The organism is Mucilaginibacter aquaedulcis, assembly GCF_030409325.1.
GTDB classification, from domain to species: Bacteria; Bacteroidota; Bacteroidia; order Sphingobacteriales; family Sphingobacteriaceae; genus Mucilaginibacter; species Mucilaginibacter aquaedulcis.
This window is the reverse complement of sequence record NZ_JAUFPR010000008.1, coordinates 362,081-380,607: the sequence shown is the minus strand read 5'-3', so window position 1 is coordinate 380,607 and position 18,527 is coordinate 362,081. Positions and strand designations below refer to the sequence as shown.

The following is an 18,527-nucleotide window of genomic DNA, read 5'->3' as shown; positions in this document are numbered from 1 at the left end:
AAACAAACATAATTAATTATTTGGCCGGTTCGTAACTGGCGGGAATACTGAACGGATATTCCTGCTGCACATCAAAGTCGGCTTTTGTGTAATGCAAATTAAGTTGTATTTTTTTATCTTTTACTACAGATGCTATATCTATTTGCGATGGCATTACCCTATTTGTTGCCTGTATAAAGCTATTATTAATCACCTGTAATGATTGCCCCTGGCTTTCATTTGATAAATTGGTTTGCGTAACCTTTAAATCGGCACCTATTAAAAGCTTGTATAACAGATCATGAAGGTTACCGCTAATGGCTGTAGTGCCGTCGGCATTAACAAAATCGGCATTTTCATTCAACAGCTCGGGTATTGCATTACCAATAAGTAATGATTCAAGCGTTTTATAATTTACCTCAGGGCTTGCAAATTTATATACATAGCTAAATGGCTTGCGTAAATACACACCCTGTAGCCTGTTGATCAGCAAAATACTATCAGGTGTAATAAGCGCGCGAGCGGCCTCAACACCTAAAATTGCGGTGATGGAAACCCAGATCCGTTTATCGCGTTCGATGCGTATATTCAGGGTTACATCATTGCTGTTATTACCAATGCTAAGTTTGGTTTTGGCTTTACCTGCAAACGTGTTAAAATTTACCTGCTTGGCACGTATGGCTTCCAGCTGGCTGCTTTTTTTGTTATCAACCGGCTTTGCTGCCGAGTCGGCCTTGCGGGTTACCAATACATGTTTTTTTGCCGCGCAGCTTACCATAGTAAGCAAACAACAGGCTATTAACAATCTATTCAATGTACTTTTTTTCATTTATCTTACGCTCTAATGCCGGCGACTGATCACCGTAGCCTTTGGCTTTTTTCCAATTTGCTACCGCGGCATCTGTATTACCAAGGTAAAACAATATATCGCCATAGTGCTCATACTTAGCCGAACTATTTTCTTTATCATGCGCCAGTGCCTTCTCCATCCAAACCTTTGCTTCGGCATACTTCTTCTGTTTAAACAATACCCATGCATAGGTATCTTCAAAAGATGGGGTATTGGGTTGAAGCTCGTTTGACCGGGCCGACATCAGCGCTGCCTTATCCAAACCCTCACCTCTTAACGATAGATAATAGGCATAATTGTTCAAGGTATAAGCATTGTCGGGATTATAAGTCAAAGCCTTTTCATAAGCCGCATCAGAACTCTTGTTATCATTCAAAGAATGATAGCAATCTCCCAGTAATGAAAAACTTAACGAAAGTAGATCCTTATCCTGAATTTCTAATGAAGTTGCATTGTTTACGTATCCCAGGGCTTTTTTAAAATCTTTCTTTTGCGCCCAGGCCACACCAACCATATAATTCATCCAACCCTGGTTAGGGAACAACGACAGGGCATTTTCACCATCCTTAATGGTGGCTTCCATATCGTTTTCACTTAACTCGATACGTACCAGCTGCTCATGCACGGCGTATACCTGGTTGTTAAGTTCAATTGACTTCTTGTACGCAGCTTTTGCTTCTTTGTACTTTGTATTTTGCAGCAGCATATCGCCATAAAGTGCGAATGCTTTGGCATCAGCGGGATGGGCAACCGTTAATACCCTGCTTAACTCCAAGGCGCTGGATTTGGCGCCCGCATCCGGAAACTTGGGAAAATATCCACTGATGATACGTACCTTTTGATCAATGTTGATATCTGGGTTTGAGAAAGCCAGTACTAACTGATTAAAGGAGGCATCATTGTTCTTTTTATCACGATAGATATCGGCAAGCGCTAAATGCACCATGCCATTATTACTATCCAGTTTTTCTGCCTGTTGTAAAACTTTAAGCGCCTTATCCGCCAATCCGTTTGAGTTATAAATTTCGGCCAGCAATAAATAGTAACGCATTTGCCCCGGATTGTTATTGATGGCTTTTTCAATTTCGGCAGCTGCCTGATCAACCTTACCTTGCTTGAGGTAAATTTTTTGACGACTGGCTAAAATATCATCATTGGTACCCGTAATGGCCTCCAACTGGTCATAAACCTTAAGCGCGTCATCATATTTTTTTAAAATAACATATGCGTTTGCCTTGTCAAAATAATAATCAGGCTTTTCCGGGCTAATTCTGATGAGCTGGTTAAACACATGCTCAAGCTTGTTGATATTATTACTTTTTTCGTAACTATCGGCCAGGGCAGCCCAGTACCACTCGTTATTGGGATTAATAGATACCGCTTTCTCCAGTAAAGGTTGCGCACCGGCATAATCGTTCTGACCTTTTTTAATATTGGCCAGTTCAAACATGGAGGCGTCATTTGCCGGGTCTGTTTGTAAAACCCGTTCAAACATTTCGGCAGCGTGTTTGGTATTTTCGATAGTTTTTTCGCGAATGGCCGAGAAAAAAAGCTGCTTAACCATCATGCTATCGAGCACGGTTAATGGCTTGGCTGCAGGCGGCTGCTTTTGCGCATATACATCATGGGTCAGGAAAAAGGAAATAAGAAACAGGGCAGCTACAACATTACCTGTTTTAAATTCTTTTTTTCTATATGCTAACCCCGGGTTTTTCATTATTGTATCTTTTATGAAATCAGGGCTATTTAACCGCGGTGTGGCCAAATCCGCCTTCACCACGTGTGGTTTCATTTAATATCTCCACCTGATCCCAGTTCACTTTTTCGTGTTTGGCTACTACCATTTGTGCAATACGATCGCCATGGTTAATTTGAAAATCATCTATCGAAAAATTGATGAGCAATACTTTCACCTCTCCCCTGTAATCGGCATCAATAGTACCCGGCGAATTAACAATGCCGATACCATGTTTAAAAGCCAGTCCGCTGCGCGGTCTTATCTGGGCTTCAAAACCCTCGGGCAGTTCAATAAACAAACCTGTAGGGATCAGTTTACGCTCCATTGGTTTAAGGACAATGGTTTCGTCTGTATCGGCACGCAGATCCATGCCTGCGGCGTGAGCCGTTTCATAAGCCGGTAAGCTATTGTTTGATCTGTTAACTATCCTGATGATCATCGTTTACTAAATATAGCTTTTAATTGTTTACGTTCTGTATAAAAGGCAACTCCTACAAATGCCAGCAACATAGCGTTACCTACAAATATATTACGTTTAAATGTGCTGAACGACAAATAAACGAGTATTATTGATGATACGATATAGATTAGGTTTTTTTTAAGGTTGTATGGTATTGGGTAATTTTTTTGCCCCCAGATGTATGACATGATCATCATGCTGGCATAAGCGATCAGTGATATCCAGGCAGATGCCATGTAGCTGTACTTTGGTATAAAAATTACGTTAAGCACTATGGTAACGATGGCGCCGATGCCTGAGATATACAAACCATACTTTGTTTGATCAGATAGTTTGTACCATATGGATAGGTTAGTATAAATACCCAGACTTACATAACCCAGTAGCAAAGGTGGCACTACCGGCAAGCCAACCCAGTAAGCTCTATTATTTACGTAGTGTTTCAAAATTTCGATATTGGCCACCACGCCCACGAACATGATGCACATGGTTATCACAAAATAATCCATGATGCGGGAGTAGGTTTGGCCCGCGTTTTTATTTTTAGCATGACTGAAAAAGAAAGGCTCGGCCCCCATGCGAAACGCCTGGTTAAAAAGACTAAGAAATACGGATATGCGCGCACAACCCGAATAAATACCAACCTCATGTTCGCTGATGTTATCAGGCAGTAGTTTTCCCAGTAAAATTTTATCAAAGTTTTCGTTTACGATGTATGACAAGCCTGCAACCATTACCGGCCAGCTGTAGGTAAGCATGTTTTTAAACATTACGCCATCAAAACTAAATTGAAGTTTTAACAACTCGGGCAGTAATAACAATAAGGTTATAAAACTGGCCACCAGGTTTGATAAAAATATGTAACCCACCCAGCCCATTGAAAACCATTGTTTGCACCATGCAGCTCCGGCGATATTGTTTTTAATAATGTATGGAACTATCCATATAAAAATAAGGTTGAGTGATACGGTAACACCTATGTTGATAAGTTTAATACTGCCATATTTTATTGGCCTGTTATCTGCACGGAGTTTTGCAAAAGGAATAGCACACCAGGCATCCAGCACCAAAATACCTGCAAAATAGCGGATGTAAAGTTCAAACTCAGCCTGCGGTGTGTCTTTACCTATTTTGATCAGCCCCGCTATAGTATGGGTAAATGGAATAGTGAATATTAAAAATACTACCGTTACCATGAATACGGCCCAAAAGCTATTGTTATACACCTGAGCCTTCTTGTCCTGAAATTTATTCAGATACCTGAAAAAAGTAGTTTCCATACCAAAGGACAGCACAGCCTGCAAAACAGATGCATAGCTAAACATGGTACTGAAAATACTGTATACATTAGGATTATATGCTCGGGTATAAAGCGGGGTAAGTAGGGCACCCAATAAACGCTGAACTATGGTAGTTACTCCGTAAATAGCAGTTTGCCCTGCAAATTTTTTAGCCGTTGACAATGTTGATTTATAGTGGGGTAATTAAATAATAAAACCTGTAAAACTACAGGCTCCTTTTTACAACCTCAAAATTACGATAGTTTTTTAAATCGCCCTCATTGGTTTCAACAGAAGTTACTACTGCGTCCTGGGGGCCCTCATTACACCAGTCCATAAACATTTCAAGTGTGGTATCATCGGCTTCGGCAGCTATAAAAACATCGCCATTAGGCTCATTTTTAATAAAGCCGCGTACACCCAGCTGATCGGCAACCGCCTTGGTTGATTTGCGGTAGAAAACACCCTGAACTTTTCCTTTTACTATAATATCGAGATGCCTGATCATTTTTAAGCTTAAGTATTTATTTGTTGATTGAGTAAATTAGGTTTTAAACTTTACAAAGTAACTCAATACTACTCAATCAACCTAATAAGCTATTAAACTAACTTGCGTACTTTACTTTCAGGGGTCATGGCGAGTCCGTCTAAACCGGTAATAAGATTTAGTCCCGGCGTTTTACCAACCTCAAGAGTACCTTTTTCATCATCAATCCCTAAAAAGGAGGCACCATTAATAGTTCCCCACTCAATTAGTTTCTGGGTGCTGATTGCAGGGAATTTTTTCTGGATAGTACGCATTTCGCTCAGTATACATAAACTTGTGTTTGATGCCAGGCTATCGGTACCCAGGGTAATATTAAAACCCTGATCAATAAAGAGCTGTATTTTGGGAAGATAACCCTCAATATATAAATTGGCATTAGGACAAAAGCACCAGTTTATTTTACGATCAAACCGCTTTATGAAATAAATGTCCTTTAAATTGGTGCATGTATTGTGAACCAGCAAAACCTTTTGTTTGTTGGTTAACAACGGAATGATGGATTGCAGCGAGTTACGGGCTTGTGGTTTAAAATGACTGATATCCATACCAAAGTATTCGTAAAGCTCAATAAAGCTCCCCAGTTTGTACCGGTAAAACTTGTTTTCATCTTCACACTCCTGGTTATGTATACTGATCAGATTATTTCCTAATTCACTATGTTTCCTGATCAGTTTAAATAACTCTTTTGATACCGAATAAGGGGCATGAGGGGTAATAGAGCATGACTGCGGCTTAAACTGGTTCATTAAATCTACCGCGTTACTAAACACGGCCTCGGCGTTTTGAGGCAAAAAGCCAAAAGTTTCTACAAAGGTATGGTAGTATAACTTACTGGCTGCCTTAACCGGAATGGTTGAATTAGTGTTCGAGATATCGCCAACGGCTACTATCCCGTTATTGTACATTTCTTCATCTGCTTTCTGGATAGCCTCAAGAACTTCATTATCATCGGCTTTTCTGAAAGCCTGTACATCTTTTATAAAACTTACTAATCCGCGATGAGGCTGAATTTTATCTTTTAAATGCGATAGCTCAACATGGCAGTGGGTATTTATAAAACCCGGGCAAATGATACCACTTAACTGTTCAATTGGGCCTTTAGGGGGATTATTATGGTCTGTAACAGCGATGATCTTACCCTGGTCATCAACAGTAACAATTCCATTTTTAATAGGATCGGCATAAACGGGAAAAACGTAATCGGCTCTAAAACTTTTCATTAACTATTAACTTATTATCTAACTCAAAACGTTTTTCATCAAAACAATCCTACAAAATTAATACAATTAACTTTTAGTTACTGTTTTTAATCACTTAAAAAGAATGACTTTAAAACGAGACAGATTTTTTTAAATTTAAGTACTTTTGCGTTGTGAATAATGCAAAAGGTAAAATAGACATCCGCAGCCTTAGCCTGGAAGCCTTGCAGGAGCATTTTATCCGTATGGAGGAAAAAAGTTTCAGGGCTAAACAGGTTTATGAATGGCTTTGGAAAAAATCATGCTTCTCTTTTAACGAGATGAGCAATATTTCAAAAGAACTGCGCACCAAACTTGATGAAAACTTTGTTATCAACAATGTTAAGATAAACTCATCCCAAGTTAGTGCTGATAAAACTATAAAAAATTCTTTTATTTTACATGATACCCATTTAATTGAGGGTGTTTTAATTCCTACTCCCGGCCGTATGACGGCCTGTGTATCATCGCAGGTTGGCTGCAGCCTTACCTGCAAGTTTTGTGCAACGGGATACATGGAGCGTAAAAGAAATCTTAACCCCGATGAAATTTATGATCAGGTAGTACTGATCGACAAGCAGGCCCGTGAAAACTATGGCGTGCCCCTGTCAAACATCGTTTATATGGGCATGGGCGAGCCATTGCTGAACTACGCTAATATGATGAAATCTGTTGAGCGTATTACTGCGGAGGATGGCCTCAACATGTCGCCGAAAAGGATCACGGTATCTACAGCAGGTATTGCCAAAATGATCAAAAAACTGGGCGATGATCAGGTTAAATTTAATCTGGCCCTCTCATTGCATGCCGCAAACGACGAAAAACGCAATACCATAATGCCTATCAATGAGCAAAACTCATTAAAGGCGCTGGCCGAAGCTTTAAAATACTATTACGCCAAAACCAAAAACCCGGTAACTTACGAGTATATTATTTTTGATGGCGTTAATGATAATATTAAAGATGCCATAGAGCTGGCTAAATTTTGCAAGCACCTGCCCTGCAAGGTAAACATCATTGAATATAACCCCATTGCCTTTGCCAGCTACATTAATGCAGGCGAAGACAAAGTAGAAGCTTTTGCCGCTTACCTGCAAAAGCAAGGCATCAACACCCACCTGCGTCGTAGTCGTGGTAAAGATATTGACGCTGCCTGCGGACAATTAGCCATTAAAGAAAAAGCCAAAACAGCCGAAGTTTAAAATATCTGCCTTAAATTCATGGCATGAAAGTGCTGCGCGGTTACCTGGCCGATTTTATTTCCCTGCTTTTTCCTGAGCTTTGCCCTGCATGCCAGGCCAGCCTGGTAGCTAATGAGCATATCATTTGTTCGGATTGCACCTACAATTTACCCTATACCAACTTCCACTTACAGGCTGATAATATTGTAGCCCAGCAATTTTATGGAAAAATTAATGTACAGGCGGCTTATGCCTTGTATTATTTTACCAAAGGAGGCAAAGTACAAAACCTGATGCACCACTTTAAATATATGGGAATGCAGCAGATAGGAGGCCTGCTTGGCAACATGGCTGGTGCTCAACTGATCCAAAATCCTGTTTTTAATGCTGTAGATGTGATCATTCCCGTACCGCTGCATAAAAGCCGGCTTAAAGAACGGGGATATAATCAAAGCACCTGCTTTGCCAATGGCCTGGCGCAAAAATTAAATGCCGTTGTTGAGGATAACAATTTACAACGCGCGGTAGCCACAGCTACCCAGACTCATAAATCGCGCTTTGCCAGGTTTGAGAATATGCAGGAAGTATTTGTGGTTAGGCAGCCCGAAAAGCTAACCAACAAACATGTGCTGCTGGTTGATGATATTATAACCACCGGCTCAACATTAGAAGCCTGCGGCATAGAACTGCTTAAAGTACCCGGATTAAAATTAAGCATAGCTACCATTGCTTATGCGCAGTAAGGGCAGAAATTCTAAACTCTAAATTCTAATAAAAAAACAACTTGTAAATCGGAAATCTAACATCCGATATCCCAAATGCCTATTGGTGTTGGTAGCGACTCAGCTTATCGTACAGCGTTTTGGGGTCAAAGGGTTTGAGCACAAAATCGTTCATACCGGCTTTGTCAATTTCGCTCATCTGGTTATTGAGCAATGATGCCGTTAGGGCTATGATAGGTAATTGCTGAAAATAAGGTTCTTGCTTTGCACGGATGATCTGCGTGGCTTCCAGTCCACCCATTTCAGGCATGTGAATATCCATCAGTACAACATTATAGCCCCGGTTTGTTTCAATTTTATGAATGGCTTCGATACCATTTTCGGCAAAGTCAGCATCAGCACCCCATTTCTTCAGGATCTTATTGATCAATAACCTGTTTATCTGATTATCATCAACTACTAAAATATTTATTTTAAGTCCTGTATCCACAATGTTCTTCTTGCTGCTTAAATAGTTATCTGCCTTGTTAAAAGTAATCGTAAACCAAAACGTAGAGCCCTGCCCCTTCACACTATCAACATTTATTCTTGAATCATGCAGCTCTATCAGTCTTTTACTAATAGCCAAACCTAAACCTGTACCTCCGTATTTACGCGTGGTATCTGCCTCGGCTTGTTTAAATTGTTCAAATATGGTGTTCAGCTTATCAGCAGCTATGCCAATCCCGGTGTCTGAAACAGAGAAACGTATACGTACGTCCTTTTCGGTTTGCTGAATAACTTTCAGATCAATATTGACGCCGCCATTATCCGTAAATTTCACGGCATTGCTTACCAGGTTCAATAATATCTGGCATAAACGGGTACGGTCACCTAATACAACTTTGGGTATGGCCTCATCAATACTTTGACTAAGATAGATATTTTTTTCATCTACCTTATAACGCATAGATGTGATGATACTTTGAATAAGTTCATAAATATCAACGTTGGCCTTTTCCAGTTCAATGTTGCCGGTTTCAATCTTGGTAAAATCCAGCACATCATTGATCAGCGTCATCAAGTTTTCTGCCGAAAATTTCAGAATGCTGAGATTTTCCTTTTGCGACTCATCCGCGTTCTCATCCTGTAACAGGTGCGATATGCCAATGACTGCATTAAGGGGTGTACGTATTTCATGACTCATCACCGAGATAAACATATCCTTGGCCCGGCTTAGTTGCAAGGCTTCTTCCTTGGCTCTTATCAATTCTATCTCGGCTTTCTTCTTAGCCGTTATATCAATAATTACTTCAATATATTTATCTACCTCACCGGCACTGTCAAGTATTACCGAGTTGATAACCGAGATCCACAATGGCTGCCCATCTCTGCGATAAATGAGCAGATCAACCTCAAATGATTGTTTGTTGCGCGATAGTTCACGTGCCTTTTGAATACTGGCAACATCAGTAAGTTCGCCCTTAAGCACATCGCCCAGGTGATTGTAATGAACATCGTTAATAGTGTAGCCGGTAATGTTTTCAAAGGCTTTGTTCACCCATTCTACCTTGCCCTCGCTGTTATTAATAATCACTCCGCTGGTGGTGTTACTTGCTACAAGCGAAAGTTTGGTAAGCTCTTCTTCAATTTTTTTGCGTTCGGTAATGTCAACCATTACACCAATTTGCCTGTCAACCTTACCGGCCTCATTAAACAATGGACTATTTGTTAGAGACACCCAACGCGGCGTACCGTCTTTTTTATATAATTTGATCTCTATTTCGTAAGGCTTATTTTCTTTAACAGCTTTTATTGCGCTTTCAAATACAGCCAGATCAGTATCTTCACCAACAAGTGTTTTACCCATTACCTTACCTTCCAGCTCTGCAAAGGTATAGCCTATGATGTTTTCAAGAGCCTCATTTAGCCATAATACCCTACCCTCCGTATCCCTTATAAAAATACCGCTTGGCGATTTACGTGCCGCGAAAGAAAGGATCTCCAGCTCATGTTCAATTTTTTTGCGGGAAGTGATATCGATGATCACCCGTATATATTTATCAATTTCGCCTGCACTGTTACGGATCACCGAATTGATAACAGATATCCATATCGGTGTGCCATCCTTATGGTTCATTAAAAGCTCAACCTCGTATGATTTCTTGTTTTTTATCGAGTGTTCTAATTTTTCAATGGCAGCCTTATCAACCGGCTTACCTTTCAGGGTGACCCCTAAATATTTATTTTCAACATCGGCTAAAGTGTAACCGGTGATATGCTCAAACGCATCGTTCACCCAAACCACTTCATCGGCCTCGTTACTGATCACAACCCCATTGCTAACCTTACTGGCTACTAATGATAATTGTTTTAGTTCTTTTACAACCTGTTTCTGATAGCTCACATCCCGGCCGCTGGCAAACCACTTTTCGTTGCTAAAGGTTGCCGCCCAGCTTATCCATTTAATGGTATGGTCGGAAGTAAGAATCGGCGTTTCAAATTCAAGTTTATTTTGGCCGCTTAAACCTGCCTGTAGTTTGTTTAAAAACTGCTCACGTTCCTTTTCCCTAAAGAAATCCCATATCGGTTTACCAAGCACCTCTTTAACACCATAACCTAAAACAGGTTTAACAGCCTTGTTAATGCGCTCGATTTTGAAATCGCGGTTCAGAATACAATGAATATCGGGCGAACTGTCAAAAAGATCATAAAACTCCTTATGAAGGGCAAGGCTTTGCTCAAGCTGAAGCGTTTGTTTGCGCAGCACAAAGTGCGACATCACCTCGGCGGCCAGTATTTGTAAGGCATCGCGCTGCTCGGCTGTAAGTTTATGCGGAACGCTATCAACAACACAAAGTGAACCTAAGCGGTGCCCATCAGGATCAATTAAAGGCGCGCCGGCATAAAACCTGATGTTTTCTGTGGTAACGTAGATATTATCCTTAAATGTTTCATCAAGCAGGGTATCATCTACCTCCAGCAGCTCATCTGACTGGATGGTATAATTGCAAAAAGCGCCGGCACGGGGTGTTTCCCCCCTGTCGGCGCCATGTTCTGACTTATACCATTGCCTGTCGGCATCAATTAAAGTGATGAGTGCTACTGGAACATTACATATATAAGAAGCAAGCCTGGTTATGGCGTCGTACTCCTTTTCGGGCAATGTGTCTAATACATCATATGACCGCAGGGCTGCTAATCGTTCTTGTTCTGTTAATAAGTTTTCCTGCTGTCCTATGATCATTAATTATTCCGAGCCGTTCTCTCTGTACAATGGGTAATCGTACATCAGCTTATGAACCTTTTTACGTACTTTTTTCAAAGAAGGTTCATTTTCCGGATTGGTAATTACAGCATCTATCAGTTCAACAATGTGCTCCATTTGTTTCTCTTTCATGCCACGGGTTGTGATGGCTGCAGTGCCCACACGTATGCCTGAGGTAACAAACGGCGACTTATCATCAAAAGGCACCATGTTTTTATTTACGGTAATATCTGCATTTACCAGGGCGTTTTCAGCAGCCTTACCGGTAATGTTTTTATTGCGAAGATCGATCAGCATTAAATGGTTATCGGTACCACCTGAGATGATCTCATACCCGCGCTTAACAAAAGCTTCGGCCATGGCCGCGGCATTCTTTTTAACCTGAACAATGTATTTCATATAGCTATCGCTCAGAGCCTCGCCAAAAGCAACGGCTTTGGCAGCAATGATATGCTCAAGCGGGCCACCCTGCGTACCCGGAAAAACAGCCATATCTAATAATGACGACATCATCCTTACTTCGCCTTTAGGTGTTTTGATACCAAATGGATTTTCAAGATCTTTACCTAACATGATCAGGCCGCCACGAGGGCCACGTAAGGTTTTGTGTGTAGTTGTAGTAACAATATGGCAATGCGGAAGCGGATCGGTTAATAATCCCCTTGCAATTAAACCTGCCGGATGCGATATATCTGCCAATACCAGAGCGCCTACTTTATCAGCCACTTTGCGTATAAACTCATAATCCCAATCGCGTGAGTAAGCCGAAGCTCCGCAAATGATCAGTTTTGGTTTTTCTGCAAGTGCAACACGCTCTAATTGTTCATAATCAATAAGGCCGGTTTCCCTAACCACACCGTAAAAGTGAGGCTCATACAATTTACCGGAAAAATTAACCGGAGAACCGTGGGTTAAGTGACCACCATGAGAAAGATCAAATCCTAATATTTTATCGCCGGGTTGAAGAACGGCCAGCATAACAGCAGCATTTGCCTGGGCTCCAGAATGTGGCTGAACGTTTACCCACTCGGCATTGAACAGTTGTTTGGCTCTTTCAATAGCGATGGTTTCAATTTCGTCAACAACCTGGCAACCGCCGTAATAACGTTTACCCGGTAAGCCTTCGGCATATTTGTTGGTAGCAACAGAACCTGCCGCTTCCATAACCTGACGGCTCACAAAATTCTCAGACGCTATCAGCTCAATGCCCTCTTCCTGGCGTTGCTGCTCTTCATCCAATAACTTAAAAATTAATTTGTCTCTTTTCATTATATATAATTAAAAACGGCACTAAGTTAGTAAAAAGCTTAAAGCTAAATGCCAAAGGCTTAAAGCTTTTTTGTTTTGCCATTGTAGAAATTCATCATTTAAAAAGCTAAAAATAAAGATGCTTTTGGCTTTTAGCCTTCAGCATTTAGCTCATCCCTGGCCGATATGCGGAAATTGTTGTAGCCAAGCCCTATCTGTATATCTATAAGTTCCTGCTGCAGCATCTCCAGTACGGCCAAAAAATTATAAACAAAATGCACCTTATTTTCTGAGTGACCGGCTATAGCCTTAAAATCAAGCATCTTATTGATCTTCAGCAGATCAACCACGGCTTTCTTCTGTTTTTCAATAGTGTATGGGTATTGTACTACCGTATGTTTTACCTCTTCGCTCCGGTTCAGATAATTACGCATCAGGCGTTCATGAACCATCATCAGCCGGTATAAACTCAATTCAGAAAGTTCTTCGCCAGGCTGCGTAACCTTTTCTACCTGCTCCAGATCATGCTTAATGTTGCCTCGCTTTTCCTGCTTAAAACGTTCATCTTCAAACGGACGAAGTTCATCACACAGTTCCTTGAACTTTTTATACTCGATGAGTTTTCTGATCAGGTTTTCCTTGGTATCGGCCTCATCGCCGGCTTCGTCCGCATCATAACGTGGTAGCAGCATTTTGGCTTTGATACGCATCAGCGTGGCGGCCACGAAAATAAACTCACTGGCCAGCTCCATGTTAAGACTGGTCATTTGATGTATGTAGTTTAAAAAATCGTCGGCAATGCGGGCTATAGGTATATCGTGAATATCCAGCTCGTCCCTTTCAATAAAAAAAAGCAGCAGATCAAAGGGGCCTTCAAATTGCGGTAATCTTATAGCAAAGCTGTCATCGGTCATAAATCTGCTCAAAAATAAGATTTTTTTAGTATTAAGTAGTTAGTATCAGGTATCAAGACAGCAGCCTCTTTTTCTCAAGCGCTGAAAAATACTTGATACCTGATACTAATTACTTAATACCATTGCTAAAACAATTAATACATTTATATGGCCTGTTTTTATAAATAAAATAACTTACTTTGTAAGTTAAATATTCTTACACATGTCAATGCAGGTACCAGCCGGAGATTTGTTAAAAAACATCAACTATCCATCTGACTTAAAGCAACTTAACGAAAGCGACCTTGAAAGGGTTTGCCAGGAACTGCGCCAGTATATCATCGATGTGGTATCAGTAAACGGGGGCCATTTTGCCGCCAGTTTAGGCACAGTGGAACTAACAGTTGCACTTCAATATGTACTTAATACACCGTATGATCAACTGGTGTGGGACGTAGGCCACCAGGCTTACGGTCATAAAATACTTACCGGGCGCCGCGACGAATTTCATACCAACAGGGTATATAAAGGCATCAGCGGATTTCCAAAACGTTCAGAAAGCGAATACGATACATTCGGCGTAGGTCACTCGTCAACATCTATATCTGTGGCATTGGGGATGGCTGTAGCATCGCAATACAAAGGTGAAACAGACAGGCAGCACGTGGCAGTTATTGGCGATGGCGCCATGACAGCCGGGATGGCCTTTGAAGCCCTAAACCACGCCGGTATTGAAAACTCAAACCTGCTGGTTATCCTGAATGATAATAACATGTCTATCGATCCTAACGTGGGTGCTTTAAAGGAATATCTTACAGATATTACTACCTCAAAGCCCTACAACCGTTTCAGAGACGATATAGCCCATGTACTCGGAAAGATCTCAGCCATTGGGCCGGATGCCTTTAAAATGGCTCAAAAGATAGAAAAGAGCATCAAAGGAACCCTGCTTAAACGCAGCAATTTTTTTGAGGCCTTAAAATTCAGGTATTTTGGCCCTATTGACGGACATGATGTAAATCATCTGGTAAAGGTTTTAAAAGATCTGCGCGATATACCGGGGCCTAAACTATTGCATTGCATTACCACCAAAGGTAAAGGCTATGCTTTGGCAGAAAAAGATCAAACCAAATGGCACGCACCCGGCTTATTTGATAAAATAACCGGCGAGATCAAAAAAACAAAATACGATAAGCCACAGCCACCCAAATATCAGGATGTGTTTGGCCTTACCATTATTGAACTGGCCGAGCAAAACCCTAAAATTATGGGTATCACCCCGGCCATGCCTTCAGGCTGTTCACTTAACCTCATGATGAAGGCCATGCCAACACGTGCTTTTGACGTGGGCATAGCCGAGCAGCATGCAGTAACATTTTCGGCAGGTTTGGCTACACAGGGTTTAACACCTTTCTGTAACATATACTCCAGCTTTATGCAGAGGGCATATGATCAGGTGATACACGATGTGGCTATCCAGAATTTAAATGTGATCTTTTGTTTAGACCGGGCCGGCCTTGTTGGTGCTGATGGCCAAACACACCATGGTGCCTATGATCTGGCCTTTATGCGCTGCATACCTAACATGACGGTATCGGCACCTATGAATGAGGAAGAATTACGTAACCTGATGTTTACCGCACAGCAGGAAAACATGGGACCGTTTGTGATCAGGTATCCGAGAGGCAGTGGTGTTATGGTTGACTGGCAGCGTCCGTTCAAAGCCATACCTGTGGGTAAGGGCCGTAAAATATGTGATGGTGATGATGTAGCTATTTTATCAATTGGCGCCATAGGTAACGAAGTAGTAAAAGCTACTGCCGATCTGAATGCAGAAGGCTATTATCCGGCACATTATGATATACGGTTTGTTAAACCACTTGATGAGGCTCTGTTACATGATGTATTTCAAAAATTTGATAAGGTAATTACTGTTGAAGATGGCTGTATTGAAGGCGGCATGGGAAGTGCCATACTTGAATTTATGGCCGATAACGGTTATCATAAAACCCAGGTAAAACGCCTGGGAATACCTGACAGACTGGTGGAACATGGCGAACAGCCCGAGCTTTGGGCCGAATGCGGTTATGATGCCCCGGGCATTATTAAAGAAGTTAAAGACTTTGGTGCAAAACGAAACACGCATACCATAGCTTCATAAAAGAACAAAGAGTGGTTGATTAAGTGAGTGGTTAAGTGGTTATCAAAAAAGAAAAACCAATCACCACACACCTAATCAACCACTCTTTTTTCTATCAATGCGTTTTATAGCTCGCCAAATCGTTGTAAATACTGCGGAATGAACTGCGGATGCCAAATGTGATCAACTTAGTTTTATCATTGAACTGGCTATTTTTTTCGGAGCGATATATACCGCCCAATTCAAGACGCAGGTTATATTTAGGGTTGATCAGGTAGGCTACTTTACCTTCCAGGTAAACCATGTTGGTGGTTAGGCCCTGGCCGGTATAATTACCATATTGCCTTGCAGGGTCAATGTAGCCCTGAAACAGGTCTTTACCAAAGTTAAGGTAATCAGTATCTAAACCATAGTGGCCGTAATCGGCTTCAAAAGAGTAATCAAACCTTTTGTGCGAGTAGTTTAACAGGGCCACACCTTCACGGAAGTTTGCACCCCACGGATGCGCCAACGGCTCGCCATTTTCTGCATAGTTGATCACCGAACTGCGTTCAGAATAAGTGTATGGTTTTACGTTGTTGGTTTCAACCAAATAGTTTAAGCCTGGTATGCTAAACAAGTTTGCGCCTCTTAAACCCAACTGCCAGCCATATTTATTTCGGGAACTGCCCGAGCTTGAAAAAAAGTTTTTAGCCTCAAACTCATCCAAAGCAAACTGACCGTAGGCTGTTATTCCGTCGCTTAGCTTGTATTTTCCTGTAAAGCCTAACAGTGCGTTATCCGGTGAGCCGTTTGTGGCCTCAAGCGGCCTTAAAAAGGTTATGGGATTTACATAAGTGAAATCAAATCCGCGCGGGTGCCCTTTATCATCCTTCGCCCCCCATACAACAGCATCAAAGAAGCCTAAGGATAAACGGTTGCTCACATTCCAGTCGAGATAATGGAAAACACCATATTTTTTCCTGTCACCATCATCAACCTTGATCGATAGCGGATCATCAAAATATGCCCACATGGCCATATATTTCACGTTGCCCAACGTAGCCGTTAACTTAACAAAGGGGTATGGAGAAGCATAATCAGACAAAAGCTCTGACCGGTAACCGTCGCCAATAAATGTTTTATCGCGCCCCGCGGTTATATTCAAATATTTACTGGGTGTGTATGATACCAGCGCCGTAATATACGACCACCGGTACTCATTACCATAAATACCTGCATAAGCCTGTCCCGGCGCTATACCTATCTGGTTGGTATAATTTGCCAGATAAGTAGGTAATACGGCCCTGTTTTCGTAGGCACTTACATTGTAATAAAAATTGCTGCCAACGGTACCGCCTATCTGCAAACCAAGCGTACCAAAATTGGTATTGCGTTTTCCCTCAAAATCACGACTGAGGTTAAAATCAGGTAACAGATCTGTGTAAAAAGTGTAATTGCTGCCCTTAACATCTATTTGGTGCTCATTAAAAAATCGCCCTTTAAGTCCGCTTAAATTCATGATAGAATCGTAGCTGTGCCTTAGCAAAGAATCATCTGCAAAAGCTGGCTTTAAGGAACTATGAACACGTGTTTTAGTTGAGTAAATATCGGCATCAAGTTTTTGGTAAAACTGATAGGTATAAGGCTGATATACAGATTGGGCTTTTGCAATTCCACTTACCAAAAAAAGTAGTATAAAGCTGGTAAATAGTTTCCTCATATGTAGAATTGAAAAGGTAAATAAAGATTATTCAAAATAGTTTAGTGTGTTAAAGCCCCCTTTTTTCAGGTATTCGTCTTTTTTAACCAGATGAAGGTCGGCCTGTACCATATCGGTTACTAATGCCTGAAGATCATATTTAGGTTTCCACCCTAATTTCTCAAATGCTTTTGAGGCATCACCTATTAACAGATCAACTTCCGTAGGCCTGAAGTATTTGGCATCAACCTTAACTACAGTTTGGCCAAACTTTAAGTTGTCCATATTTAAACCAAGCTCAGTAACTTTTTGCTGGTCAATATCAATAATCACGCCACGCTCATGCTCATCTTTACCGCTAAATTCAACTTCAATACCTAACTCATTGAAGGCTATTTTAATAAAATCGCGCACGGTGGTGGTAACGCCTGTAGCAATCACAAAATCTTCGGCTTTGTCCTGTTGCAGCATTAGCCACATAGCTTCTATGTAATCTTTCGCGTGTCCCCAATCCCGTTGTGCGGAAAGATTTCCCACATACAGGCAATCCTGCAGGCCTAAGGCAATCTTTGATGCGGCACGGGTAATTTTGCGCGTAACAAAAGTTTCGCCACGGATAGGGCTTTCGTGATTGAATAAAATACCGTTACAGGCATACATACCATATGCCTCCCGATAATTTACAATGATCCAGTATCCATATAATTTTGCTACAGCGTAGGGTGAGCGGGGATAAAAAGGTGTGGTTTCGCTTTGCGGAACGGCTTGCACCAGGCCGTAAAGTTCAGATGTTGATGCCTGGTAAATACGTGTTTTTTTGGTTAGTCCTAATAATCTTACGGCTTCCAGTATACGCAGGGTTCCTACGCCATCGGCATTTGCGGTATATTCGGGAGTTTCAAAACTCACCTTAACATGGCTTTGGGCAGCAAGGTTATATATTTCGTCGGGTTGAACTTCCTGTATTAATCTGATCAGGTTAGTAGAATCAGTCAGATCGCCATAATGGAGCTTAAACTTTACATTGGGCTCATGAGGATCATGATAAAGGTGATCAATACGTTCGGTATTGAATAATGATGACCGCCGTTTTACCCCATGCACCTCATATCCTTTTTTCAGTAAAAACTCGGCTAAATAAGCACCGTCCTGGCCAGTGATGCCAGTAATTAAAGCTATTTTCATTAAGCAATTCGTAAAAATTAGGTCATGCAATATTATCTAAATTAATTGAAAGATTTGCATAACACTTTGATAAAGGTATTTTTACGTATTATTTAGGGGAAAAAATACGCATATTTAATATTTGCGATGCCTAAAACT

14 protein-coding genes are annotated in these 18,527 nt (G+C 41.2%); 3 read left to right on the top strand and 11 right to left on the bottom strand.

What is annotated here, in order from left to right:
• Positions 1–16: 16 nt before the first annotated feature.
• From lolB1 to QWZ01_RS25710, 6 genes are all read right to left on the bottom strand, one after another.
• Positions 17–808 carry a lipoprotein insertase outer membrane protein LolB1 gene (lolB1, locus tag QWZ01_RS25735; protein WP_290328633.1) on the bottom strand — a complete coding sequence of 264 codons (792 nt, stop codon included), beginning with the start codon at positions 806–808 and terminating at the stop codon, positions 17–19.
• Entirely contained in the window at positions 786–2,546 is a 1,761-nt protein-coding gene (locus QWZ01_RS25730) for a tetratricopeptide repeat protein (protein WP_290328631.1), read from the bottom strand. Before QWZ01_RS25730 ends, lolB1 begins: the two co-directional genes overlap by 23 nt.
• A gap of 25 nt (positions 2,547–2,571) precedes the next feature.
• Positions 2,572–3,006: a dUTP diphosphatase gene (dut, locus tag QWZ01_RS25725; protein WP_290328629.1), complete on the bottom strand. Its 435-nt coding sequence runs from the start codon at positions 3,004–3,006 to the stop codon at positions 2,572–2,574.
• A complete protein-coding gene (locus QWZ01_RS25720) occupies positions 3,003–4,490 on the bottom strand; it encodes an oligosaccharide flippase family protein (protein WP_290328627.1) in 1,488 nt (495 codons plus the stop codon). The genes dut and QWZ01_RS25720 overlap by 4 nt, the downstream gene beginning before the upstream one ends.
• A 43-nt stretch (positions 4,491–4,533) precedes the next feature.
• Positions 4,534–4,815 carry an acylphosphatase gene (locus QWZ01_RS25715; protein WP_353959443.1) on the bottom strand — a complete coding sequence of 94 codons (282 nt, stop codon included), beginning with the start codon at positions 4,813–4,815 and terminating at the stop codon, positions 4,534–4,536.
• A 92-nt stretch (positions 4,816–4,907) separates the two neighbouring features.
• Entirely contained in the window at positions 4,908–6,074 is a 1,167-nt protein-coding gene (locus tag QWZ01_RS25710) for an amidohydrolase family protein (RefSeq protein WP_290328625.1), read from the bottom strand.
• Positions 6,075–6,226: 152 nt separating this feature from the next.
• Between QWZ01_RS25710 and rlmN the strand changes: the two genes are divergently transcribed.
• Complete coding sequence (gene rlmN, locus QWZ01_RS25705) at positions 6,227–7,294, top strand: dual-specificity RNA methyltransferase RlmN (RefSeq protein ID WP_290328623.1); 1,068 nt, start codon at positions 6,227–6,229, stop codon at positions 7,292–7,294.
• A gap of 23 nt (positions 7,295–7,317) precedes the next feature.
• Positions 7,318–8,016 (top strand): ComF family protein, encoded by a 699-nt coding sequence (locus QWZ01_RS25700; protein ID WP_290328621.1) that lies wholly within the window; start codon positions 7,318–7,320, stop codon positions 8,014–8,016.
• 79 nt (positions 8,017–8,095) lie between these two features.
• On the opposite strand, the gene QWZ01_RS25695 is transcribed toward QWZ01_RS25700, so the two are convergent.
• The 3 genes from QWZ01_RS25695 to QWZ01_RS25685 all read right to left on the bottom strand — a co-directional run bounded on the left by QWZ01_RS25695 (position 8,096) and on the right by QWZ01_RS25685 (position 13,404).
• Positions 8,096–11,221, bottom strand: a complete 3,126-nt coding sequence (locus QWZ01_RS25695) for a PAS domain S-box protein (RefSeq protein WP_290328619.1) — start codon at positions 11,219–11,221, stop codon at positions 8,096–8,098.
• A gap of 3 nt (positions 11,222–11,224) precedes the next feature.
• Positions 11,225–12,511 (bottom strand): serine hydroxymethyltransferase, encoded by a 1,287-nt coding sequence (glyA, locus tag QWZ01_RS25690; RefSeq protein ID WP_290328617.1) that lies wholly within the window; start codon positions 12,509–12,511, stop codon positions 11,225–11,227.
• Between the two features lie 131 nt (positions 12,512–12,642).
• The gene (locus QWZ01_RS25685; RefSeq protein ID WP_290328616.1) at positions 12,643–13,404 is read right to left on the bottom strand and encodes a segregation and condensation protein A; all 762 of its coding nucleotides are present in this window, start codon (positions 13,402–13,404) and stop codon (positions 12,643–12,645) included.
• Positions 13,405–13,612: 208 nt separating this feature from the next.
• Between QWZ01_RS25685 and dxs the strand changes: the two genes are divergently transcribed.
• Complete coding sequence (dxs, locus tag QWZ01_RS25680) at positions 13,613–15,544, top strand: 1-deoxy-D-xylulose-5-phosphate synthase (RefSeq protein ID WP_290328751.1); 1,932 nt, start codon at positions 13,613–13,615, stop codon at positions 15,542–15,544.
• Positions 15,545–15,638: 94 nt separating this feature from the next.
• On the opposite strand, the gene QWZ01_RS25675 is transcribed toward dxs, so the two are convergent.
• Together QWZ01_RS25675 and gmd are read right to left on the bottom strand one after the other, a co-directional pair.
• Entirely contained in the window at positions 15,639–17,225 is a 1,587-nt protein-coding gene (locus QWZ01_RS25675) for a capsule assembly Wzi family protein (RefSeq protein ID WP_290328614.1), read from the bottom strand.
• A gap of 27 nt (positions 17,226–17,252) precedes the next feature.
• The gene (gene gmd, locus QWZ01_RS25670; RefSeq protein ID WP_290328612.1) at positions 17,253–18,389 is read right to left on the bottom strand and encodes a GDP-mannose 4,6-dehydratase; all 1,137 of its coding nucleotides are present in this window, start codon (positions 18,387–18,389) and stop codon (positions 17,253–17,255) included.
• Positions 18,390–18,527: the final 138 nt, after the last annotated feature.